This is a genomic window from Oceanobacillus sp. FSL K6-0127 (genome assembly GCF_037983385.1).
GTDB classification, from domain to species: Bacteria; Bacillota; Bacilli; order Bacillales; family Amphibacillaceae; genus Oceanobacillus; species Oceanobacillus profundus.
Genome location: NZ_CP150287.1, coordinates 4107683 through 4130476, shown reverse-complemented (window position 1 = coordinate 4130476; position 22794 = coordinate 4107683). Strand labels below are relative to the sequence as shown.

The following is a 22794-nucleotide window of genomic DNA, read 5'->3' as shown; positions in this document are numbered from 1 at the left end:
CCGGGTTCTGAAGAGTTATTCACTTATCCTACTTGATTATCACCCCATCATTTCAATAAAACGTTTCGTAATTTCTTTCGGTCTTGTAATCGCTCCACCAACGACACTGGAATATGCGCCAAGTTCCATGCAACGTTTGTACATCTCTGGTGTGATCACATTTCCTTCAGCAATAACCGGTATGCTCACATGTTCCAAAACATCCTTCAAAAATTTAAAGTCATCATGGTAAAGCTTTTTGCCTTTTGTTATTTCGGTGTAACCATGCAAGGTAGTGGATATACAGTCAAAGCCAAGCTGCTCTGCCTGAACAGCCTCCTCGAGTGTAGCAATATCGGCCATGAGCTGGATTTTACTATTCTTTTCCCGTGTATAGCTCACAAGCTCTGCAAGTTCAATATTATTTGGGCGCTTCCTGTTTGTCGCATCCATTGCAATCATTTCACAGTCGCTCTCTATTAATTCGTCTATTTCTTTATAAGTTGCAGTTATAAAGACAGAGCTATCTTCATAATCACGTTTTACAATACCTACTACTGGCAGGTCGACTTCTTTTTTAATTGCGATAATATCCGCTTTAGAGTTGGCTCGAATGCCTTTTGCTCCACCTTGTAATGCTGCTAATGCCATTTTGGACATAATAAATGAACTATGTAATGGTTCATCAGGTAGTGCCTGACAGGATACAATCAAATTTCCTTTTACTTTTTCTAGCATATCTTACTTCCCCCTATTCAAAAAGTGTTATTTTTCGTATTAAAAAAAGGATACACAGCTCCATATAATGCAGCGTCATTAAATAATTCAGCTATCTTCAGCTCCGTTTTCAGGAAATTCTCCGGTAGGAATACGTCGAGCTGATTTTGAATCTGTTTGAGAAGATAATCACCTTGAGCTGAAACGCCACCACCTATTAGAATGCATTTTGGGTCTGATATTAAAATAATTTGCGCTAGTCCTTTTGCTACTTCTTTTGCCCAGGATACAATAATGGAAATACAGGATTCATTTCCATTTTTCGCATGTTCAAAAACGGATTTTACTGAGAATTCGGTTCCTAATTCTTTTTCTATTCTCTTATGTAAAGCAGCTGTTGATGCGCGTTCTTCATAGTTTGTTCGTGTTTCTGGGTCATACAATAAATATCCCACTGAATTTGCCTGATAATTAAATCCATCCTTTAGTTGATGATCATAATGTGCACCGCCAATTCCTGTACCCAAGGTAATGCAAACAACGTTATTTTGATTTCTGGCAGCACCTTTCCAAATTTCTCCGAGCAGTGCTGCATTTACATCATTCTCAACATGTACTGGCAGCTTATATTTATCATTCAGCAAAGATTTGAAAGCTGTACCTTTATAGTCTTTAATGGTCGGTCCAGCGTAAATTATTTCCCCTGTCGTTCTGTCTACAATCCCTGCGGTGCTGATGCCGACTCCATCAATCTCGTACTGAGCTGTTGTGTTCTCTACTATTGTTTCAATCTGTTTTAAAATGGCATGATTGATATTTACGGGTGTTTCCATCTTCTGATGGTTATAAAGTCTATGCTGCTCATCCATCAGGGCATATTTAATGTATGTACCCCCAATATCAATGGATAGGTAAATCCCCATATGAAGCCCCCTATACCTTTGTGTTTTGAATATGTCCTGTGAGTAATGATTTTGCTTGTTCAGCATTTCCTTTTATCATTGCTTCTACAATTTGTAAATGCTCTGATGCAGCTTTTTGATATTCGTCTATTGTCATTTCAATATATTCCGTTTCGAAAAAATAGGTTGTAATCATGTTTGTCATTTGAATAAACAGCTTATTATTGGTTGCTTCTAGAAGATGCTTATGAAAAGCAATATCCGCTTCTCTGAATTCCTCCAATGATTGGCAGTTTTTACTGTCATCCACCCTGTTTTTTAATTCAGTTAGTTCGTCCATTCGATTTTGCCGAATTATTTCATCAATGGCACTTGACTCAAAAATGATTCTTAAGCTTAATATGTCCTCGATTTGTCCATCATTAACTTGCCAAAGGAAAAAAAAGCTGTTTAGAAGATTTTCTATGTTTGATTCATTTATGAATGCACCTTTTCCCTGTGTTGTTGTAACAACCCCAGTATTTTCGAGATAACTTAAGGCCTCTCTGACCACAGACCTGCTTACCCCGAACATCATAGTAAATGTACGCTCTGTCGGAAGTTTGTCTCCTGCCTTTAGTTGCTGATCGATTATATATTTTTTAATTTCCTGTATGACCGTTTTTTTTAGAGACTTTCTTTCTGTCACATCGACTGGATCCATTTTCACGATTCTTCCTCCATTTTCTTAATAAAAGTAAAAATAGGTTCAAAGTGAGCAGTCATTGTTTTCTGTGCATGAAGCAGATCATTATCCTTAATAGCATCAACAATTTCATTGTGCTGTTTGTACGATTCTATTAAGGAATCCTGATTCTCTGTCAAATCTATTCTTACGAGAGCAAAGTACTGATGAATAATTTCACTGAAGTCATAAAAGGTATCGTTATCAGTTGCTTTAATAAGGGATTGATGGAAAATACGATCGAATTTCTTTGTATCTCCATTGGTTGTAATCGCTTGGAGATAGGACTCATTTATTTCTTTTAGCTGTTGTATATCCAATGGAACCTGCTTTTCAATAATCAGGCGCAATGCCCCAAGTTCGATGATCTTTCGAATTTCGATTAATTCCCTTATTTTTACACCGTATGTTTCATAATGATGTTTTAAAATGGAATTGATCGTTCCAAGCTTCGTGTCTGCAATGTAGATTCCGCCACCGGGCTTAATCTTTAAAATCCCCACAGCTTGAAGTGAGATTAATGCTTCTCTTACTACAGTTCGACTTACCTTCAGCTGCTCCGTAAGCTCCTTTTCCGTTAAAAATTTATCATTTGGTTTTAACTTATTTTCTAGAATAGAGTTTTTTATTCTTTCGATAACAATATTCACTAGAGAAGTCTTCTGAATTTCCACGTTGATCCCTCGTTTTTTTTCCTAAATCATATCATATTTTCATAGTTATAATGAAACCCCTTACGAAAAGTGTTGACATTTTGTGAAAACCCTTTTATGATGAAATTGAAAATTGGTCTGACAATATTATAACTTTATGAATGCGTTTTAGCAATTTAAAACTAAGGGAGGAATTTTTATGAAAGGTATATTTTCAGCGTTACTCGTTCCTTTTGATGATCAGGGAAGAATTAAAGAACAGGGGTTACGGGAAGTAATCAGAAATAATATCGACGTGCAGCAGGTTGATGGGTTATATGTAAACGGAAGCTCTGGGGAGAACTTCATGCTGACAACCGATCAAAAGAAGGAAATTTTTAAAATTACACATGAAGAAACGAATGGAGCGGTTAAACTAATCGCACAAGTTGGCTCAATCAATCTAGATGAGGCTGTGGAACTTGGGAAGTATGCAACAGAATTGGGGTATGATAGCCTTTCAGCTGTTACACCATTCTATTATAAATTTACGTTTGACGAGATTAAGAATTACTATGAAACGATTATAGAAGCAACAGGCAACAATATGATTATTTATGCTATTCCTGCTTTGACAGGCGTATCCATGTCATTGGAACAGTTTGATGTGCTTTTCCAAAATGAAAAAGTTATCGGTGTTAAATATACAGATGGCAATTTCTTTATGTTAGAGCGTCTGCGTAAGAAATACCCAAATAAACTGATCTATTCAGGATTTGACGAAATGCTAATATATGGTGCGGTCTCTGGTGTAGACGGTGCAATTGGAAGTACCTATAATATCCATGGTAATCTTGCAAAACAAATTTTTGAAATGGTGCAGCGGGGAGAAATTGCCAGCGCCTATGAAGTGCAGCATGTTATGAACGATATCATAGAAAAAGTTTTAGAGCTTGGGTTGTATCAGACATTGAAGGAGATATTGAATGTGAAGGGCATCGATGCCGGAACAGTGAAGCAGCCAATGAGTTCATTTGATCCAGCAAAAAGGGAAGCTGTGGAAAAACTGGTGAGAGATTTTAATTTGTGATTTAAGTCGAAAGTGTACTTGTATTTTTTCTGTACAAGTGAGCAATTAATAGTCCAAAACACATACTTCTCAGAGGAAAAGCATTTTTATGCAGAATCATGCACGCTCAGGAAGCTTGAATTTCAAGAATAATAGAATAAGAGCTTCTAAGAAAAAAATAAGCTTTCAACAATTTATTTACCGTATGCCAAGTTTTCATAAGACCAAACAAGGAAAAGCAGTTGAACTGCTTTTCCTATCAATTAATTTTTTGAATAATAAATATTTAAGCGCATACAAAGAGGGGGAAAAATAATGGAAAAAGTGGGTCTTGGTACAGTAAACTGGATCGTATTAGTTGTTTATTTAATCGCTATGCTTGGCGTAGGTCTATACTTCACGAAAAAGGCCGGTAAGGATACAGATGCCTTCTTTAAAGCAAGTGGTAAAATTCCTGCATGGGCAGCGGGCTTCAGTATTTATGCGACAACTTTGAGTGCGATTACATTTATGTCTACTCCAGAGCAGGCATTTTTAACGGACTGGTCCTATGCAGCAGGAAACCTTGCAATATTTGCAATTATACCGATTTTGATTTATTTCTACATTCCTTTCTTCAGAAAACTTAATATAACAACAGCGTATGAATATCTCGAAGAAAGATTCGGCCCTTCACTAAGGGTGATAGGGAGCTTATTATTTGTTTTATTTCATATTGGACGTGTAGCGATTGTTATTTATTTGCCAACATTAGCCATTACTTCCGTTTCAGAAATTAATCCAGTGCTTATTGCTGCAGCTGTTGGAGGGTTATGTATTATCTACACATTCTTAGGTGGTATGGAAGGTGTAATCTGGAGTGATGTTATTCAAGGGATTATACTACTTGGCGGTGCAATATTAGTTGTTGTACTTGGTATATCCGCAGTTAATGGTGGTTTCTCAACTGTATTAAATGATGCGATTTCGAATGAAAAATTTATTACAGCGCAAAACTTTCAGTTTGGTACTACAGCTGCAGCAATACCAATTATTTTCCTTGGTTCCATTTTTAATAATCTGCATCAGTATACAGCGAGTCAGGATGTTGTACAGCGCTACCAGACAACAAGTTCTATCAAGGATACAAATAAATCCTTGTGGACAAATGGAATTCTTGCATTAATCACAATTCCTATATTTTATGGTATGGGAACGGTGCTTTACAGCTATTACAGTAATGTGGAAGCACTTCCTGATGGGTTTAACACTTCAGCAATTGTTCCATATTTTATTGTGACTTCATTGCCAGTAGGTGTTGCAGGTTTACTAATTGCTGCTATTTTTGCGGCTGCTCAATCTACCATTTCATCGAGTCTTAACAGTATTTCAGCTTGTATATTGGTTGATTTTAAACAGCGATTTTTCAATCATAAGAAAACAAATGATGTCGCACTTGCAAGATGGGTAGTAATCATTACTGGTGTTCTTGGATTAGCTGTTGCTTTGTATCTCATTTCCACGAATCGTGCAGAAACATGGAACTTATTTTTGGCTATAACCGGATTATTCGGTGTGCCAATTGCTGGTATATTTGCACTCGGGATCTTCACGAAACGAGCAAATGCTCCAGGTGTATTGGTTGGACTATTCCTAAGTGCAATTGCTTCGTACTTTATCCAGCAAACGGAGTTAACCCCATTTGCTGTAAGTATGGTATCTTTCTTTACATCATTTGGGTTTGGATATATCGCAAGCTTTTTCTTTCCTAAATTCCATAAAAACACAACTGGTCTTACAATATTCAGTAAAAATGAAAAGTATGTAAAAGAAAAAATAGGAGCTTAAAATAAGGATCGAGTAATCACTGACGGAAGTGATTACTCGTTTTTTTCATATTGCTATTATCTATGAATGGATTAAAAGCAACCGTTTCGAGAAATTCCATAAATCATGTTTCTCATTACCTAAGTACTTGTATTATTATCCAATATTAAATAACATGAAAGAACATAAATAAAAGAAGCCTTATTTAAGGAGTGTCTAAATGAAATTGCCAAGAATTGCTATGATTGGACTTGGAGGCATTGCACAAAAAGCTTATTTACCAACTTTAACGAAAGAAACGAAGTGGCAATTTGTCGGGGCCTTTTCCCCGAACGAGAAAAAAAGAAAGCAAATTTGCCAGCAGTATCGAATTCAGGATTTTCATAGTATGTCAGCATTAATACAAGCAAGTGACGCGGTATTTGTCCATAGCTCAACGGAGTCCCATTTTGAAGTAGTATCGGAACTTCTTAAAAATGGAAAAGATGTTTATGTGGATAAGCCACTTGCTGCTACAGTTGAAGAAGCGGAAAAACTAGTTGAGTTAAGTGATAAAAATCGTCGAAAACTAATGGTTGGATTTAATCGTCGTTTTGCACCGATGTATGTGGAAGCGAAGCAAAGGGCAGGGGCGTCTGCTGCGATTTATGTTGAGAAACACCGTACAAATAACATTGGTCCGGCGAGTTGCCGTTTTACGATGCTTGACGATTACATTCACATCGTTGACTTGATGAGGTGGTTTCATGGTGGTGAATTGAAGTTGATGTATCAAAAGATGACAACTAATTTGACTGAACAGCTCGTTTTTGCTCACCATGTTTTCGAAGCTGAAAATGGAGCTTCATTTAATCTTTCAATGCATCGAAAGGCTGGAACGAGTTTAGAGCAATTAAAGTTACTTACAGATGGAGCACTAATTCGTGTGAAAAACTTGAATGTGATGGAAACTGTTCAAGAAGATAAACTTACCATACAGACTTCCCCATCCTGGGAAACGACCTTAAAGCAAAAAGGATTTGTTGACGCGGTTGAACATTTCGTGGAATGTGTTACCAACGACTCACAACTTCTTGTCGATGGAGTAGAGGGATTAAAATCACAATTAGTTGTCGAAGAGTTACTGACTAAAGCTGGAATTTAAACTGATAAACTCCTTACTTGATGGTAGGGAGTTTTTCATTCTATTATGATTCATAACAGATTGCTATTTTTTGCTTGGTGTCTGGTAAAAAAACAAAATAATGAAAGCGTTTAACAACTTCCTCTTTAAAGAGGAAAAACAATGCGTGTTAATGAAACCGCTTTAGCTGTACGATGAATATAGGTTCAAAAACAAACTACATTATAATTCAGGGGGAATTATCAGATGAAAAATATATTATTAGCATGCTCATCAGGAATGTCAACAAGTCTTTTAGTGAACAAGATGAAGGAATCAGCTGCTTCGAAAGGGATTGAAGTCAATATTTGGGCTGTTGCACAAGATAAGGCACCAACTGAAATCGAAAAGGCAGATGTTCTTTTAATCGGCCCGCAAATGAGATTTATGAAGAAGAAATTCTCTGTAGTCGCAGAGAAAGCTGGAGTTCCATTAGACATTATTGATCCTATGGCTTATGGTCGCGTAGATGGAGAAGCGGTTTTAAATAAAGCATTGGAGTTAATTGGTGAATAGTCACCAAGAGGGGGAGCATAAAATTGAACAAGTTTATGGAGGTCTTGGAAAATATACTGTTACCAATTGCGGACAAGCTTAACAATAACAAATATTTGACAGCTCTGCGTGATGGCTTCATGGTTTCACTACCATTAATTATTTTTGGTTCAATATTCGTTGTTCTGGCAAATCTGCCATTTTTAGATAAATTGATTGGGGAAGAAGCATTTGCAACGTATCAAACTGCATTAGGACCAGCTTCAGCCGCAACCTTAAGTATTATGGGTCTGTTTGTCATTATTGGTATCGGATATAAGCTAACTGAGCAATACGGTTTGGAGGCTATTTATGGTGGAGCAACTGCTTTAGCTTCGTTTTTAATCTTAACACCGCAAGTACTTGAGGGAGTGGCAGGTGTTATTCCAACAGTAAGCTTAGGTGCACAAGGTATGTTCTTAGGAATCATTACGGCATTTGTATCTGCTGAGCTATATCGGTTTTTCACTCAGAAAAATTGGACAATCAAAATGCCACCAGGCGTTCCGGATGCAGTTTCTAAATCATTTAGCGCATTAATTCCAATCACATTAACGTTATCATTATTTTTAATAATTCGTATTATTTTCAGCTATACACCATTTGAAACCATACAGAACTTTATCTATACCATTATTCAACAGCCATTGACTACTCTAGGCAGTGGTTTGCCAGCAACTATTGTGGCAGTACTTTTAATTCAAGTTTTCTGGTTCTTTGGCTTACATGGTCAGATTATCGTAAACTCTGTATTTGATCCAATTTGGTACACCTTAAACGATGAAAATTTACAAGCATTCCAGGCAGGTCTTGAGTTGCCAAACGTTGTAACAAAACAGTTTATTGATACTTTCTTAGTCGGTATGGGTGGAACAGGTATGACATTAGCGGTTATCATTCTGATCTTTATGATAGGGCGAAGCAGGCAGTTAAAAGAGCTAGGGAAGCTTGGTGCGCCAGCGGGCATATTCAACGTAAACGAGCCAATTATCTTTGGATTGCCGATTGTTATGAACCCATTAGTCCTGATTCCTTGGATTATCGCTCCAGTTGTTATAACGGTCATTACGTATATTGCAATGTCAACTGGAATCGTACCGAAGCCAGCTGGAATAATTGTCCCATGGACTACACCACCGCTGATAAGTGGATTTTTAGCAACAGGCAATGCGTGGCAAGGTGCAGTACTGCAGGCATTTAATTTAATGGTCGTAATGGTAATCTGGTGGCCGTTCCTGAAAATTCTGGATAAAAACTATTATGAGAAAGAGAAAAGTGGCAATAAGTAGATAGATTAGTGGCCCCAATTATGCGGGGCCACTCTATTCTTAAGATGATAGATTAGCAACTTATGAGAGGTGACTGCGAATGGATAATATAACAGAAATTGCATTTCAAATTATTTTATATGCAGGAAATGGTCGTTCTAGTGCGATGGAGGCTATTCAAGATGCAAAAGAGGGTAATTTTGAAGAAGCTGATCAAAAAATAGCAGAAGCAGGTGAAGAGCTAACGAAGGCACATGGTTTCCAGACAAAGCTATTACAGGAAGAAGCTAATGGGGAAGAGGCAAATGTAAATGTGATTTTAATTCATTCACAGGACCATTTAATGAACGCTATGACTGTGAGGGATTTAGCAGTAGAATTTATTGAACTCTATCGCAGCAAATAATGAGGAGGTATATGAAATGTCAGTTCAATATAAATTTCCGGAAGGATTTTGGTGGGGAAGTGCAACATCGGCAACGCAAATGGAGGGAGCTGCCAATGCGGGAGGAAAGGGAAAAAATATCTGGGATCATTGGTACGAAGTCGAACCAAATCGCTTTTTTGAAGGTGTAGGTCCAGAGTCCACATCTGACTTTTATTACCGTTATAAAGAAGATATCCAATTAATGAAGGAAATTGGTCACAATACATTCCGTTTATCAATCTCCTGGTCTCGGCTAATCCCTGGTGGACGTGGTGAAGTAAATCAAGAGGCTGTGAAGTTCTATAATCATGTAATTGATGAACTGCTTGCTAATGGGATTGAACCTTTTGTAAACCTATACCATTTTGATATGCCATTCGAGTTACAAGAAGAAGGTGGCTGGGAAAGCAGATCTGTTGTTGATGCATATGCAGCATATGCCAAAGAAGCTTTCCATCTATTTGGTGATCGTGTTTCCAAATGGTTTACATTTAACGAGCCAATTGTTCCGGTAGAAGGCGGTTATCTTTATGATTTCCATTATCCTAATGTAGTCGATGGAAGACGTGCAGTACAAGTTGCTTTTCATACAATGGTTGCTCATGCAAAAGCAGTGGAGATTTTCCGTACATGTGATATTAGCGAAGGAAAAATTGGTATCATTTTAAATCTGACGCCATCTTATCCGCGTAGTCAAAACCCTGCTGACTTAAGAGCATCACAAATTGCAGATTTATTTTTCAACCGTAGCTTCCTGGATCCAGCTGTCTTAGGGGAGTACCCTGAAGAATTAATTGAAATTCTACGTGAACATGGTCATTTACCTAACACAGAGAATGGAGATCGTGAGCTAATTAAAGCAAACACTGCTGATATTCTAGGTGTCAATTATTATCAGCCACGTCGTGTAAAAGCAAAGGAACATTTGCCAAACCCTTATGGACCTTTCATGCCAGATTGGTTTTTCGATAACTATGAAATGCCAGGTCGTAAAATGAATCCTTATCGCGGATGGGAAATTTACGAAAAAGGTATCTATGACATTATGATTAATCTAAAAGAAAACTATGGCAATATTGAATCCTTCATCTCAGAAAATGGTATGGGAGTTCAAAATGAAGAACGCTTTTTAGAAGACGGAGAAATCCAGGACGACTACCGAATTGACTTTATCCGTGAGCATTTAAAGTGGTTGCATCAAGCAATCCAGGAAGGCTGTAATGCAAAAGGCTACCACCTCTGGACATTTATGGACAACTGGTCATGGATGAACGCCTATAAAAACCGCTATGGGTTCTTTTCAGTTGATGTAAAGACAAAAGAACGCACACCGAAGAAAAGTGCACACTGGATCAAAGAAGTGTCTGAGCGTAACGGCTTTTAATAAGAATTGGATTGTTTTTCTAAAGAATATCCTATAGAACATGATGCGGACTCAAAAAGGTGTATAGAAGATTCCATTATAATAGTATTTTTTCTAAAAGGCTCTGGTTCTGCATAGGTATCAGAGCCTTTTATGGTTAAAATAATGATAGAGGGCAAGGTTAGTGATAAAAGATTCATGTTAATCGTAATTGGTACACCGAAAGAGGGTGGATTAAGAAAATGCTAGAATACAGAATGAAAGCGATATTACGAGAATTAATCGCAGTTGAATCTCCTATTACCGGGACGTACTTAGCTTCTATAACACAAGTATCCGTACGAACTACGAGAGAAGATATTAAAAATCTTTCGATGCTACTAGAGGGAAATGGAGCTATGATTGAGTCATTAAAGGGCAAGGGATATCAGCTGAAAATTATGGAAGAACAACTTTTCCGAGATTTTTTAACAGAAATATCAAATGATGGTCAGTCGATAAACGGATTTGTTCCAAAGACACCGGAAGAAAGAACGAAATACATCATCATACGACTTCTGCTTAATAAGAATTATATTAAGTTAGATGATTTAGCTGATGAGATGTATATCAGCAGGTCTACTATTCAAAATGATTTAAAGCAAGTTAGAGAAATACTATTTAAATACGAACTTAGTTTAGATGTGCGTCCAAATTATGGTTTGAAAGTAAAAGGGAATGAAATGAAACTCCGTTTTTGTATGGCAGAATATATTTTTGATTGGAATGAAGATATTGGAGAGCAATTGATGGATCCATATCTAGCTTCCTTCGATCAGAAAGTACTTGATGGTTTTTTAAAGATTATCATCAAGCAAATTAACGCTCATTCCATCACGCTATCAGACATAGCATTGAATAATTTACTCGTTCATATTGCCATTGCTTATAAGCGAATAAAAAGTGGTAATCATGTGAAATTATACAATATGGATTTACAGGATATTTTAAAACAAAAAGAATACAAAGTTGCGCAGGAAATCGTAAAAGAGATAGAAGAAAAGTTCCAAGTTGAATTTCCACAATTGGAGGTAGCCTATATTGCAATACATTTACTTGGAACAAAAATGCTTTCTCAGGCGAATGATGCCGTTGAAGAGGTAATTGATGAGGATATTCTTCATCTTGTCACATCGGCATTGAATAAAATCGAGCAAGAATTAAACCTTGGAATTAACGAGGATAAGGAGTTAATACTTGGGTTAAGTCTTCATTTGAAGCCGGCTGTTAATCGGTATAAGTATGGAATGAACATCCGTAATCCGATGCTGGAAGATATAAAAAAGAATTATCCATTAGCATTTGAAGCAGCTGTTTATGCCGGAATAATTATCGGAGAAGAAACAGGGACTGAAATAGATGAACCTGAGGTTGGCTATATTGCCCTTCATATAGGAGCAGCGATAGAAAGAAGAAAGCTGAAAAGTGGACCAAAGCGCTGTTTAATCATATGTGCGTCAGGCTTTGGAACAGCGCAATTAATCTATTATAAATTGAAAAATCAATTTGGTAAGGATTTAGATATTGTTGGAACAACTGAATATTATAAATTACGTGATTATAGTTTGTATGATATAGATTTTATTGTCAGTTCAATTCCAATTCAAGATAATATCCCAGTACCAGTTGTTCAAGTTAATGCCATTTTAGGAGATCAAGATTTAACAAAAATTGGGCGATTTATAGGGGAACAGGGTCAATCTATAAATACCTATTTTAGTGAAGAGCTAATGTTTCCTCGGAAAAAACACCAAACGATGGATGAGGTTTTGAGCTTTCTAAATGATGAATTGCTAAAGAAAGGTTTAGTGGATGAGACGTTTCTAGAAGCGGTATACGGAAGGGAGGAAGTTGCTCCTACTTCGTATGGCAATTTAGTGGCAATACCACATCCAATCACACCAAAAACAGAAAAAACCTTTCTGACTGTATGTACATTAGAAAAGCCAATAAAATGGGGGGACAAACCTGTTCAATTTATATGCCTTCTATGTGTTAAGAAAGATTCACAAGAAGACCTGCAGGCAATGTACGAAATGCTCGGAGAGATAATTGATAGTAGTACGATGGTTGAAAGGTTGATTAAAGCCAGGGATTATAAAGAGTTTGTTGGGAGTTTATAAAATAAAGAGCTGCGTGACATTTTTAAATATCCGAGCGAAACATCTCTCTGCAATAAATTCTTTCCCATTCTTATTTCTATCTAACCGAATAAATTGCATTCCCCCACCTTTTCCCTTAAGCTAAACAGTAGAACCCCCATAGAAAGAGGTAGCAACATGCAAAAAAAGTTAATTATTTTTGACATAGATGGAACGTTGTATAACGATGAGAAACAACTTCCTGCATCAACAAAGGAAGCTATTCAAACGCTTCAAGGAGAAGGACATGAAATTGCCATTGCGACTGGCCGTTCACCCTTTAATTTTAAAGACCTGCGTGAAGTGTTAAATATCAATACGTTTGTAGGTTTTAATGGGCAATATGTTGTAAGAGACGGTGAAATCGTTTATAAAAACCCAATCAAACGCGATTTGCTGGAACAATTAACTGTCCATGCTAGGAAGCATGGGCATCCGCTGATCTACATGGATCATGAAGGCTGGTATTCGAATGTGGAAGAGCATGCTGAATTGGCAGAGGCAATCGATTCATTGAAAGTAAATAATAAGGTAGGATTTGATCCAAGTTTCTATGAAAATAATGAAATCTACCAAACATTGCTTTTCTGTAAGAATGAGCATGAAGCAGCATACAAAGAAGCAGTAGATCAGCTTGATTTTGTCCGCTGGCATCAATATTCTGTCGATGTTTTGCCATTAGGTGGGTCAAAGGCGATGGGCATTGAAAATCTAGTAAATCATTTAGGTGTTTCGCCTGAACACGTATATGCATTTGGTGATGGATTAAACGATGTTGAAATGCTTACGTATGTTCATAACAGTGTTGCAATGGGAAATGGACATGATTTAGCTAAAAAAGCTGCGAAATTCGTGACAAAAGATGTTGGCGAAGATGGAATTTTACACGGACTGCAGTTGGTCGGTCTGTTGAAGTAAATTAATCTAGAAATAGGGCAGTCGGTTTTGACTGCCCTCCATCCACCGTCGCTAAAGCACCAAATCCAAAACTAACGCACCATCCACCGTCGCTAAAGCACCAAATCCAAAACTAACGCACCATCCGTCCTGGCTAAAGCACCAAACCCAAAACTAACGCACCATCCCCCATCTCTATAACACCAAACCCAAAACTAACGCACCATCCGTCCTGGTTAAAGCACCAAATAGAAAACTAACGCACCATCTTCCATCTCTATGACACCAAACCGAAAACTAACGCACCATCCGTCCTGGCTAAAGCACCAAACCCAAAACTAACGCACCATCCGTCCTGGTTAAAGCACCAAATCGAAAAATAACGCACCATCTTCCATCTCTATGACACCAAACCCAAAACTAACGCACCATCCGCCATCTCTATGACACCAAACCCAAAACTAACGCACCATCCCCCATCTCTATGACACCAAATCCAAAATTAACGCACGCTCCCCCATCTCTATGACACCAAAACTAAAACTAACGCACCATCTCCCATCTCTATGACACCAAGCCTAAAACTAACGCACCATCCGCCATCTCTATTACACCAAATCCAAAATTAACGCACCATCCCTCATCTCTATGACACCAAATCGAAAACAAACGCACCATCCCCCATCTCTATGACACCAAACCGAAAGCTAACGCACGATCCATCCAAACAGTAAAGAGTCATTCATTAAGATATAAACATAATACTATGAAAGCACCTGCCCGCCATTTACATGCAACGTTTGTCCAGTTACGAATCTTGAATCATCTGAGGCAAGGTAGACAAATGTGGGAGCCACTTCAAATGGCTGGCCTTGACGATCCATTGGATTACCTGCAAGGGGAACTTGGTCGGCGGAAAAGCTGGATGGAATGAGGGGTGTCCATATTCGTCCAGGTGCAATTGCATTAACACGTATTCCTTTACGTACTAAGCTGTTTGCCAATGCTCGTGTAAAGCCGATGTTTGCACCTTTAGTTGCTGTGTAATCAATGAGCTGATCATTTCCATCAAAAGCGACAACAGAAGAGGTGTTAATAATGGAGCTACCTGCTTCTAAGTATTTAAGTGCAGCGCGTGTGGTGTAAAAATGGGAATAGATATTTACCTTGAATGTGTCATCGAATTGTTCATCGGTAATATCGAGCAAACTTAGTTGTTGAAATTGGATACCTACATGATTGCACAGAATGTCAAGCTTCCCGAAAGTATTAATTGTCTCTTCAACAATAGCGATACATTGCTGTTTGTTTCTAAGGTCACCAGGTAACAGGAGACACTCTCTGCCAAGCTCGTGGATTCTGTTTTTCGTTCGGTTTGCATCATCATGTTCATCCAAATAGGATATGGCAATATCTGCTCCTTCTTTTGCAAAAGCAATTGCCGCAGCAGCTCCCATTCCACTGTCACCGCCAGTAATCAGAGCAACTTTACCTTTTAACTTTCCACTTCCTTTATAATTCGGATTTTCGATGATTGGTCTCGGTACCATTTTGGCTTCTACACCTGGCTGTCGATATTGACGTTGTTCAGGAACCGTAATAGCGATATCCTCATACCGCGTTATTTTTCCGTAATTGGGATACATAGGATAAGTTTGCTCGTCTCCATAATCCTTTGTCATTATATTCCTCCTCCATCATTCATACTGAAATTAATTTATGAAAAATGGGCGGATGTTGTGCATCGGTTAAATGTACGTGCTCATGAACGGTGTGAGGTGAATAAAGTAATTGGAAAGCATAGGCAGGAGGGGTTTATAACGATGCATGATTATTACAATCCAGAGGTAAAACTGTTATTAGTTACGCATTCCGACGAAAAAGAAAAAATGCGATATGATGATAACCCGAATTTGTGGCTTGTTCCGAAAATCGGGCCAAGACCACCTTATTACTGCAATCCGGGATATGAACAGTATTATCCGATTATTTAACTGTTAAGGCATAGCCCGGCTAATTCCAGCTGGGTTATTTTAAAACTATCTTTTTATATAAGTTCAACTAAGACATTCGTTAAAAGCTTGCGAATGCCAAGTTTTCTTTGCTTGACCAAATACCTATCTATAAGCTACATTAGACTATTGTTACTACTAGAAGAATTAGCAGGAGATGAATCAAACGTGAAAAACATGTTTCAAAATAAATGGGCAGTCATTGGTATTGCAATCTTTTGCTCGCTTTTATGGGGGAGTGCTTTTCCTGTTTTAAAGGTAAGCTATGAAGAACTGCAAATGGCACCTGATGATACCTTTGCAAAAATTGTCTTTGCCGGCTGGCGCTTTTTACTAGCTGGACTTATTGTGCTTGTTGGACTGCTTCTAACCAACCCAAAGAAAGTTATCATTACAAAAAGACAGCTGATGGTCATTGTTATCCTTGGATTTATTCAAACTTCGTTACAATACTTTTTCTTTTACAATGGTTTAGCAAAAGTGTCAGGTATGCAAGGATCGATTTTATCAGCAAGTGCCACCTTCTTTACCGTTATCCTAGCACATTACTACTACAAAAATGATCGGATGAATTGGAAAAAAGTTATCGGCCTAATCGCCGGTTTTTCCGGGATTATCGTTGCGAATTGGGGACAGGAATTTGAGCTGGCATTTCAATTTACTGGGGAAGGCTACATGATATTAGCTGCGCTGACAGGTGCAATTGGAACGATTATGGCAAAAGAATTAGCGGTTGGTATCCATCCATTCGCATTGACAGGCTGGCAGCTAACAATAGGTGCTGTGCTTTTACTTGCGGTCGGCTATCCGCAGCTAGGTGAAAATGCAATTATCTTTAATGGTCTCGGTACGGCTTTATTTATCTATTCCGCAATTTTATCGGCCGTTGCATTTGCGCTCTGGTATTCAATTTTAAAATATAATAAAGCTGGCGAGATAAGTATTTACAAATTTGTTGTTCCAGTTTCGGGAACTGTGCTATCCGCGATGTTTATTCCTGGAGAGACGTTAAATGTATTTATTCTTTTTTCGATTTTGCTAGTTGCAGTTGGAATTATTGTGATTAATTGGCGGGGACGAGCTTCCTGATTCATGACTAAGAACTTAGTTAGTTAAAATTTTTTCATGGTATGGGGTATCCGAACGTTGTTGGGTGTCCGTTTTGAGGTGCGATTGGAGCATAATAAAAAAATAGAATGAAGAGTGAGCCATTGTTGATAGAGTTTCAAACAGCAGATGAAAGCTATTTGTTCGGACGCGTTCTGGAGAGAAATTAAGGATTGTGACGGGATGGAAAACGTTCAACAGTGGTACGTCGTTTGAATAAGTTTTTCCATGATTTCGTTCCATGCGCTGGTGCCGTATCCTCTAAGATCCGTCATCTGTCCAATATATAATAAAATAGACGTAAAAATGCAATACAAATGGATACTCCAGGATAGCAGATAACTTTTAACAATTTAAATATAGTGGTGGAAGTAAGGTAATAATACGCAAAGAAAGTATTGTTGGGGAAGGCGGTAAGATTCCGTGTATCTCTAAATAAAAGGTAATTTCATCTAAGGAGTTTTTCAGCATGATACATAAAAAGCACTCGACAGGGGCATTGATTACCGGTTTAGTCACGCTTTTCGGATTTAGTATAATGGTGATTTTTGCAGTCAATCAAGATATTACGAACTTTGATCGTACAGTGATTGCCTATATTCAAGAATTCGAAACATCAACACTAACGTCCATCATGAAGTTTTTCTCATTCATTGGCTCTTTTTCTGCCATGCTTGTCATTGTTCTGCTGACTTCTCTGTTTCTATATGTTGTAATGAAACATCGAGTAGAGATCATTTTACTTTGGTCGGTTGTTATTAGTACGCCAATCCTAAATTGGATTTTAAAACAAATCTTTCATCGAGCACGTCCAGAGTTTCATCGTCTAATTGATATTGGTGGTTATAGTTTTCCTAGTGGTCATGCAATGAATGCCTTTGCATTTTATGGCATTCTAGCATTCCTCTTATGGCGTCATATTCCAAATCGCACTGGACGTACTATCTTAATACTATTTAGCAGCCTATTTATTGTTTTGATTGGAATCAGTAGAGTCTATCTTGGTGTACATTATCCGAGTGATATTATTGGCGGATACTTCGCTAGTGGATTTTGGCTAACAATTGTAGTTGGACTTTTTCAGAAATATAGAGATAAGCACTTTGAAAAAATCAAACTGCTGAAAAAGAGGGATTATAGATAATTTTATCCCGTATATTGCACAAACGGTTGATTATAGAACACCTGTAGAAAAACTTGATGAAACAGCTCGTTTTGATGGAAGTTGCTACCCTGACAGGACTAGAGGGGAAGTGACGGTCATCTGTGATAAAGAAGAAGCAAACCTTTTATCTGTAAATTTGTTCCATGAAATTGTGACTGGAAACGTACTGCGGATGAAGCTTATGCCGGTGAAAGGATTACGTCTTTCCCGCTTATCGAACGCAAAGAACTTCTGAATCAGCTGGAATTCCATTCGGAAAAGACAGTGCAGGTTCAATGGGGCGAAGGGGTGGCGTGCCGTATTTCCATTTAGTAAAGGAATAAGACAGACTTGGAAGGGATTGTCCTGAAGCGAAAGGATTCGAAGTATCATATCAATAAACGTTCCCATCAATGGCTGAAGGTCATTAATTATAAATATATCGACGTGATGATAACGGAAATGGTGAAGAAGGACCGTTCGTTTCTATTAAGCTCATCGAAGACGGGAAACCCATTGGATTAATGGAATTTGTGCCTGTCCATGCTAGAAAAAAGATTTATAGAGAAGCGGAAAGTCACGGCGTGAGGGAAACGGATAAAACCATACGTTTTAACGGATTTCCGAAAGAAGTCTCCCATCCTCAAGGAATGTGAATGGCATTATGGCGTTAGCCTAATGAGTAGGTGGGAGATGAATTTCGGTTGGCGATAGCCAAGCATCCCTTCCTACGATATAATAAGAACATATATTCTTTATCGAAGCAGGTGAATGGATATGACGAAGCAACATAAAGCCTTCAAATTTCGATTATTACCGAATAAAGACCAAGAAATATTTCTTGCTAAAACGTTTGGGTGTGTTCGTTTTGTCTACAACAAAATGTTAGCAGACCGTAAAGAAACGTATGAGAAATACAAAGACGACAATGAAAAACTCAACAAACAAAAGTTTCCGACTCCTGCTAAATATAAAGATGAATTTTCATTCTTAAAAGAAGTGGATTCATTGGCTTTGGCAAATGCACAGATTAACTTGCAAGTAGCTTATAAAAACTTTTTTGAAGGTCGTGCAAACTACCCGAAATTCAAAAGCCAAAAAGATAAACAATCCTATACAACAAATATGGTAAATGAAAATATCAAATTGAAAGATCGCCATATCAAATTGCCCAAAATAAAACAGACACTAAAAATCAAACAGCATCGAGACCTCCCTTCTGATTATAAAATAAAGTCCTGTACGATTACCAAAACAAAATCAGGAAAATACTATATTTCTATTTTGACAGAATATGAGAAAGAGATTAAGCCTGTAAACGTTCAACATGTTGTCGGATTAGACTTTGCAATGGATGGTCTATATGTTGAAAGCGAACAGGGTGAGAAAGCCAATTACCCTCGTTTCTATTGTCAATCATTAGACAAACTAGCAAAGGAACAGCGTATTTTATCTCGAAAAAAGTATGGTTCTGCACGATGGGAAAAACAACGATTGAAAGTAGCTCGATTGCAAGAAAAAACCGCAAATCAACGTAAAAACTTCCTTCATAATAAGTCAAAGGAATTGGCTTCAAACTACGATGCGGTTAGTATAGAGGACTTAGATATGAAAGGTATGTCTAAAACCCTTTACTTTGGTAAAAGCGTTCATGATAATGGGTGGGGTATGTTCACTACGTTTTTAGAATACAAGCTAAAAGAACTGGGGAAGCAACTCATGAAAATTGACAAATGGTTTCCTTCTACTAAAAAATGTTCTTGTTGTGGTGCAGAAAAGCCTATGGCGCTATCTGACCGTACATACCAATGCTCTTGCGGTTATGTGGCAGATCGTGACTACAATTCAGCTATCAATATCAAGAATGAAGGATTACGCTTATTAGCATTATCATAGAAACAAAAACTCTTGGAACAAGAGGGTTAGCTCGGTCATTTTTCGTTAGCTAGTACAGTAAAAGTAACGATAAGTCGAGAAGCCCCCACTTCAAGCAGACCATAAGGTTAGCTAAGTGGTGGGTAGTTCACTCAAGGCATTCCATGTTATGTGAAATTCCGTAACTGGACACGCAATAATAAATAAAGAATACCATCCTTCTATCAATTCATTTCTTAGAATTGAGGAAAGAGTATTAAAAGAAGGAGTTTGGAACCGAATCCAAGCTCCTTTTGCCTTTAGGGGATACCGTCAGGAAAATGAGGATTAACAACGTTAAGACAGTTTTAGTGGTCTTAGAGTATGTAACGCAACCTCTTCTCGAATGAGCTCACCATATAAATAGATTGGTTACATTGGTCTATTAGGTTTGCAGCCAGATTATCATGGCGCTTTGCTCCTCCGGTTTTCACCACGTTTTCTCTTAGCCAACACAGTCTACCAGATTATAGCAATTCTGCTTCCTATCGTCTGTTGCGCTACTGCAATACTTAGATTAAAAATTGTTCTTTGCTACTCAATAAATTTGATTATTTAATTACGACGGATTGCAACGAGACGTGAACATTTCCCAGACAGAAACAATCGGTCTACCCACCTCTAAATCCTAGCTTCCTGCTACTGCACCAAAAACATCATAATCCCAATGGCATTTATATTGGTTCCATAAACTTCCGTTGTCGTTTCGGATACCACTATAGTTTCTTCCTAATTCATTCCAAGCAGCCTCCATTGTTGGTCCCCAAAGTCTGACGGACCACTTTGGTTCCATTGAATATGTGTAATAACCCCCACGTGTAGAAGTCCATACGTTATTAAAGTATTCATCAAGATTTCCGCTAAGTGCGATTTCGATTTTTCCTATAGCGTTATCGCTTAAAAGACGCGTAACTACATCATTTTGCTCCTCTTCTGGAAAGGATTCTACATAAGATTCCAGTCTCACTCCAACATCATCAATCCAATCACGGTTATCTTCCAAGTATTGATCTCTTTCCTCAGAAGGTACAGCGTCAACTGTTTCGATTGCGTCCTTTAAATATTTAAATTCATCCGTTTCAGTTGCTGCGGAAACTGGATTAAAATTACCCAATATCACTCCCCTCCGACTATCACAACTGAGCCCATTAGTAAAACTACCTAAGTACCACCCCTGTCACTTTCCATTCTAGTAAACTACCCCTTAAAACCAAATAGGATAATATTACTGTTTTTTGTAAATTTTTTGTAAATTAGTTATATTTGTTAGTAGTGAATTGCTATTAGAAGCGTAATTCACGGCTTTCAGTGATTATTCCGTTCTTTAAAATCAGGTTTTGACAAATATATCACACTTCGCTATAATCATTTATATCGTAGTACGCTATAAGGAAGGTGGTGTTTGATTGGATAAAAGAATACGTAGGTTTTATATGCCAATGACAGAAACCAGCTTTTATATCCTGTTTGCTTTGCAAAGTGAAATGCATGGTTATAGTATCATGAAACACGTAAAAACCCTCACAAAAGGTGAAATAGATTTAGGGGCAGGGACGGTTTATACCAGTTTGTCCAAAATGGAGAAAGATGGGCTAATTGTTCTTGTGAAAACAGAGAGCAATCGAAAATTTTATAAAATCACTGATTTAGGACGTGAAATATTAGACATTGAAATCCTGCGTATTGAAAGATTATATAAAAACACAAGAGCATAGGGAGGGATGCAATAATGACTGAAAAGAAAACAATCAGAAGGAGTTTTTATATATCCGATTTTGAGGAGGAGCAAGAATTTTTATCCTCTCAACACAACGCTGGATGGAGATTGACCGATACAAGAGGCAAGAAATATTTTTTTGAAAAATGCGATAAAGAAGCTGCTATCTATCAGATAGACTTTAATCCGAAAGAGCAGCGTAAAAGTGAATATGTACAATTATTTACTGATTTTGGATGGGAATTCGTGGCTGAAAAAGACGGCAGATTTTATTTTTCAAAACCTGCTTTACAGTGTAGCGAAGAAAAAATATTCAGTGATCGTGAAACGAAACTCGCTATGTGCAGAAAGAATATCAAGCGCAAACTGGTTCAACTTATCCCTCTAACAGTCATTTCGGTTATCATTTCATGTGTATTAGCATTAAATATGTTTCTTTATAGTTACTTCCCATTAGGCATCATTTTCATTGTATCGCTGATATGGCTTGGCGGATTAATACTGACTCTTTACTCAACGAAATATTTATCAGGATTTTTCAAACTCAAGAAAATAATTGAAAATATGGATTAGAAATAGAAAGGAGACATGATTATGTATGGTTTGTTAAATATCGGAAGCCTTGTGCTGGGTTTAATTGCATGGATATTGCCTATTGCAAGTCTGGCAAAGCGTAATAAAGATAATAACAAAACTTGGATTTTATTTTCGATAGCAAGTTTTAGTGCCTGTGTAATCTCGCTATGTTTTCAAATTTTGTATAACGATTACTTAGTCAGGATAGAGGATTGGTCGGCTCTTATGGACACCTCTAAGGGTGTGGTTCGTCTTTCTTTCCTGCTTTCTATAGTTACTATTGTACTTAATGTAATTACTGCAATTGTATATAACAAAAAAAGTAAATGATAGCTACTCATAGATAGATGGAACATGAAAAGCACTTCCATTCTAAGAAAACAACCGTCTTCAGCTGTAAGGGTCGTTAATGGAAGTAATCAAAGCCTAATTTCTCACTAAAACTACCGATAAATTAGGCTTATTTTATATCTGGATTCCCTAACGTTGTTAATACGCATTTTCCTGACGCTACCCCTTTTCGCTAAAGCACCAAACGCAAAAATAAGGCACCACCGGCACACGCTAAAGCACCAAACGCAAAAAATAAGACACCATCGCCACACGCTAAAGCACCAAACGCAAGAATAAGACACCATCCCGCCCTTCTAAAGCACCAAACGCA

The 22794-nt window shown here is 37.6% G+C and carries 24 protein-coding genes; 18 read left to right on the top strand and 6 right to left on the bottom strand.

Annotated features, from left to right (window positions below; translation table 11 throughout):
- Positions 1–39: 39 nt before the first annotated feature.
- Genes MHH64_RS20175 through MHH64_RS20160 form a run of 4 tightly spaced genes read right to left on the bottom strand, consistent with a single transcriptional unit; the run spans position 40 to position 2996 of the window.
- On the bottom strand, positions 40–717 hold the full coding sequence (locus tag MHH64_RS20175; protein ID WP_339316145.1) for an N-acetylmannosamine-6-phosphate 2-epimerase: 678 nt from the start codon (positions 715–717) through the stop codon (positions 40–42).
- Positions 718–734: 17 nt separating this feature from the next.
- Entirely contained in the window at positions 735–1619 is an 885-nt protein-coding gene (locus MHH64_RS20170; RefSeq protein ID WP_095308291.1) for an ROK family protein, read from the bottom strand.
- 10 nt (positions 1620–1629) lie between these two features.
- Entirely contained in the window at positions 1630–2301 is a 672-nt protein-coding gene (locus MHH64_RS20165) for a FadR/GntR family transcriptional regulator (protein WP_339231020.1), read from the bottom strand.
- Between the two features lie 2 nt (positions 2302–2303).
- Positions 2304–2996: a FadR/GntR family transcriptional regulator gene (locus tag MHH64_RS20160; RefSeq protein WP_340002333.1), complete on the bottom strand. Its 693-nt coding sequence runs from the start codon at positions 2994–2996 to the stop codon at positions 2304–2306.
- A gap of 178 nt (positions 2997–3174) precedes the next feature.
- On the opposite strand from MHH64_RS20160, the gene MHH64_RS20155 reads away from it, so the two are divergent.
- The 10 genes from MHH64_RS20155 (at position 3175) to MHH64_RS20110 (ending at position 13681) form a co-directional block, all read left to right on the top strand.
- Positions 3175–4044, top strand: a complete 870-nt coding sequence (locus tag MHH64_RS20155; RefSeq protein ID WP_340002332.1) for an N-acetylneuraminate lyase — start codon at positions 3175–3177, stop codon at positions 4042–4044.
- Positions 4045–4132: 88 nt separating this feature from the next.
- Entirely contained in the window at positions 4133–4339 is a 207-nt protein-coding gene (locus MHH64_RS20150) for a hypothetical protein (RefSeq protein WP_095308294.1), read from the top strand.
- Positions 4339–5850, top strand: coding sequence for a sodium:solute symporter (locus tag MHH64_RS20145; protein WP_340002331.1), 1512 nt, complete (start codon positions 4339–4341; stop codon positions 5848–5850). Before MHH64_RS20150 ends, MHH64_RS20145 begins: the two co-directional genes overlap by 1 nt.
- A gap of 199 nt (positions 5851–6049) precedes the next feature.
- A complete protein-coding gene (locus tag MHH64_RS20140) occupies positions 6050–6973 on the top strand; it encodes a Gfo/Idh/MocA family oxidoreductase (protein ID WP_340002330.1) in 924 nt (307 codons plus the stop codon).
- A 225-nt stretch (positions 6974–7198) separates the two neighbouring features.
- On the top strand, positions 7199–7507 hold the full coding sequence (locus tag MHH64_RS20135; RefSeq protein WP_095308298.1) for a PTS sugar transporter subunit IIB: 309 nt from the start codon (positions 7199–7201) through the stop codon (positions 7505–7507).
- 23 nt (positions 7508–7530) lie between these two features.
- Complete coding sequence (gene celB / locus MHH64_RS20130) at positions 7531–8814, top strand: PTS cellobiose transporter subunit IIC (RefSeq protein ID WP_251660785.1); 1284 nt, start codon at positions 7531–7533, stop codon at positions 8812–8814.
- A 79-nt stretch (positions 8815–8893) separates the two neighbouring features.
- Positions 8894–9199 carry a PTS lactose/cellobiose transporter subunit IIA gene (locus MHH64_RS20125; protein ID WP_251660783.1) on the top strand — a complete coding sequence of 102 codons (306 nt, stop codon included), beginning with the start codon at positions 8894–8896 and terminating at the stop codon, positions 9197–9199.
- A gap of 16 nt (positions 9200–9215) precedes the next feature.
- Positions 9216–10604, top strand: a complete 1389-nt coding sequence (locus MHH64_RS20120) for a glycoside hydrolase family 1 protein (protein ID WP_251660781.1) — start codon at positions 9216–9218, stop codon at positions 10602–10604.
- Between the two features lie 221 nt (positions 10605–10825).
- Positions 10826–12745, top strand: coding sequence for a BglG family transcription antiterminator (locus tag MHH64_RS20115; RefSeq protein WP_340002329.1), 1920 nt, complete (start codon positions 10826–10828; stop codon positions 12743–12745).
- A 156-nt stretch (positions 12746–12901) separates the two neighbouring features.
- Positions 12902–13681, top strand: coding sequence for a Cof-type HAD-IIB family hydrolase (locus tag MHH64_RS20110; protein WP_339316163.1), 780 nt, complete (start codon positions 12902–12904; stop codon positions 13679–13681).
- Positions 13682–14424: 743 nt separating this feature from the next.
- Here the strand turns inward: MHH64_RS20110 and MHH64_RS20105 are convergent.
- Positions 14425–15342: an SDR family oxidoreductase gene (locus MHH64_RS20105; protein ID WP_095308310.1), complete on the bottom strand. Its 918-nt coding sequence runs from the start codon at positions 15340–15342 to the stop codon at positions 14425–14427.
- 141 nt (positions 15343–15483) lie between these two features.
- Between MHH64_RS20105 and MHH64_RS20100 the strand changes: the two genes are divergently transcribed.
- The 5 genes from MHH64_RS20100 to MHH64_RS20080 all read left to right on the top strand — a co-directional run bounded on the left by MHH64_RS20100 (position 15484) and on the right by MHH64_RS20080 (position 19819).
- Positions 15484–15654: a hypothetical protein gene (locus MHH64_RS20100; RefSeq protein WP_340002328.1), complete on the top strand. Its 171-nt coding sequence runs from the start codon at positions 15484–15486 to the stop codon at positions 15652–15654.
- Between the two features lie 195 nt (positions 15655–15849).
- A complete protein-coding gene (locus tag MHH64_RS20095; protein WP_240033829.1) occupies positions 15850–16761 on the top strand; it encodes a DMT family transporter in 912 nt (303 codons plus the stop codon).
- 487 nt (positions 16762–17248) lie between these two features.
- A complete protein-coding gene (locus MHH64_RS20090; RefSeq protein WP_340002327.1) occupies positions 17249–17923 on the top strand; it encodes a phosphatase PAP2 family protein in 675 nt (224 codons plus the stop codon).
- Positions 17924–18274: 351 nt separating this feature from the next.
- Positions 18275–18448, top strand: coding sequence for a hypothetical protein (locus tag MHH64_RS20085; RefSeq protein WP_251660771.1), 174 nt, complete (start codon positions 18275–18277; stop codon positions 18446–18448).
- 252 nt (positions 18449–18700) lie between these two features.
- The gene (locus tag MHH64_RS20080) at positions 18701–19819 is read left to right on the top strand and encodes a transposase (protein WP_251660768.1); all 1119 of its coding nucleotides are present in this window, start codon (positions 18701–18703) and stop codon (positions 19817–19819) included.
- A gap of 646 nt (positions 19820–20465) precedes the next feature.
- On the opposite strand, the gene MHH64_RS20075 is transcribed toward MHH64_RS20080, so the two are convergent.
- A complete protein-coding gene (locus tag MHH64_RS20075) occupies positions 20466–20951 on the bottom strand; it encodes a DUF2599 domain-containing protein (protein ID WP_340002326.1) in 486 nt (161 codons plus the stop codon).
- Between the two features lie 292 nt (positions 20952–21243).
- Between MHH64_RS20075 and MHH64_RS20070 the strand changes: the two genes are divergently transcribed.
- Genes MHH64_RS20070 through MHH64_RS20060 form a run of 3 tightly spaced genes read left to right on the top strand, consistent with a single transcriptional unit; the run spans position 21244 to position 22460 of the window.
- Positions 21244–21552, top strand: a complete 309-nt coding sequence (locus MHH64_RS20070; protein ID WP_095308316.1) for a PadR family transcriptional regulator — start codon at positions 21244–21246, stop codon at positions 21550–21552.
- Positions 21553–21566: 14 nt separating this feature from the next.
- Entirely contained in the window at positions 21567–22127 is a 561-nt protein-coding gene (locus tag MHH64_RS20065) for a DUF2812 domain-containing protein (RefSeq protein ID WP_340002324.1), read from the top strand.
- 21 nt (positions 22128–22148) lie between these two features.
- Entirely contained in the window at positions 22149–22460 is a 312-nt protein-coding gene (locus MHH64_RS20060) for a hypothetical protein (RefSeq protein ID WP_251660762.1), read from the top strand.
- Positions 22461–22794 lie beyond the last annotated feature (334 nt).

What these genes read in the sequence shown, in the direction of transcription:
- MHH64_RS20175 (WP_339316145.1), bottom strand. Translation starts at nt 717, where the DNA reads ATGCTAGAAAAAGTAAAAGGAAATTTGATTGTATCCTGTCAGGCACTA.
- MHH64_RS20170 (WP_095308291.1), bottom strand. Translation starts at nt 1,619, where the DNA reads ATGGGGATTTACCTATCCATTGATATTGGGGGTACATACATTAAATAT.
- MHH64_RS20165 (WP_339231020.1), bottom strand. Translation starts at nt 2,301, where the DNA reads ATGGATCCAGTCGATGTGACAGAAAGAAAGTCTCTAAAAAAAACGGTC.
- MHH64_RS20155 (WP_340002332.1), top strand. Translation starts at nt 3,175, where the DNA reads ATGAAAGGTATATTTTCAGCGTTACTCGTTCCTTTTGATGATCAGGGA.
- MHH64_RS20150 (WP_095308294.1), top strand. Translation starts at nt 4,133, where the DNA reads ATGCAGAATCATGCACGCTCAGGAAGCTTGAATTTCAAGAATAATAGA.
- MHH64_RS20145 (WP_340002331.1), top strand. Translation starts at nt 4,339, where the DNA reads ATGGAAAAAGTGGGTCTTGGTACAGTAAACTGGATCGTATTAGTTGTT.
- MHH64_RS20140 (WP_340002330.1), top strand. Translation starts at nt 6,050, where the DNA reads ATGAAATTGCCAAGAATTGCTATGATTGGACTTGGAGGCATTGCACAA.
- MHH64_RS20135 (WP_095308298.1), top strand. Translation starts at nt 7,199, where the DNA reads ATGAAAAATATATTATTAGCATGCTCATCAGGAATGTCAACAAGTCTT.
- MHH64_RS20125 (WP_251660783.1), top strand. Translation starts at nt 8,894, where the DNA reads ATGGATAATATAACAGAAATTGCATTTCAAATTATTTTATATGCAGGA.
- MHH64_RS20120 (WP_251660781.1), top strand. Translation starts at nt 9,216, where the DNA reads ATGTCAGTTCAATATAAATTTCCGGAAGGATTTTGGTGGGGAAGTGCA.
- MHH64_RS20115 (WP_340002329.1), top strand. Translation starts at nt 10,826, where the DNA reads ATGCTAGAATACAGAATGAAAGCGATATTACGAGAATTAATCGCAGTT.
- MHH64_RS20110 (WP_339316163.1), top strand. Translation starts at nt 12,902, where the DNA reads ATGCAAAAAAAGTTAATTATTTTTGACATAGATGGAACGTTGTATAAC.
- MHH64_RS20105 (WP_095308310.1), bottom strand. Translation starts at nt 15,342, where the DNA reads ATGACAAAGGATTATGGAGACGAGCAAACTTATCCTATGTATCCCAAT.
- MHH64_RS20100 (WP_340002328.1), top strand. Translation starts at nt 15,484, where the DNA reads ATGCATGATTATTACAATCCAGAGGTAAAACTGTTATTAGTTACGCAT.
- MHH64_RS20095 (WP_240033829.1), top strand. Translation starts at nt 15,850, where the DNA reads ATGTTTCAAAATAAATGGGCAGTCATTGGTATTGCAATCTTTTGCTCG.
- MHH64_RS20090 (WP_340002327.1), top strand. Translation starts at nt 17,249, where the DNA reads ATGATACATAAAAAGCACTCGACAGGGGCATTGATTACCGGTTTAGTC.
- MHH64_RS20080 (WP_251660768.1), top strand. Translation starts at nt 18,701, where the DNA reads ATGACGAAGCAACATAAAGCCTTCAAATTTCGATTATTACCGAATAAA.
- MHH64_RS20065 (WP_340002324.1), top strand. Translation starts at nt 21,567, where the DNA reads ATGACTGAAAAGAAAACAATCAGAAGGAGTTTTTATATATCCGATTTT.
- MHH64_RS20060 (WP_251660762.1), top strand. Translation starts at nt 22,149, where the DNA reads ATGTATGGTTTGTTAAATATCGGAAGCCTTGTGCTGGGTTTAATTGCA.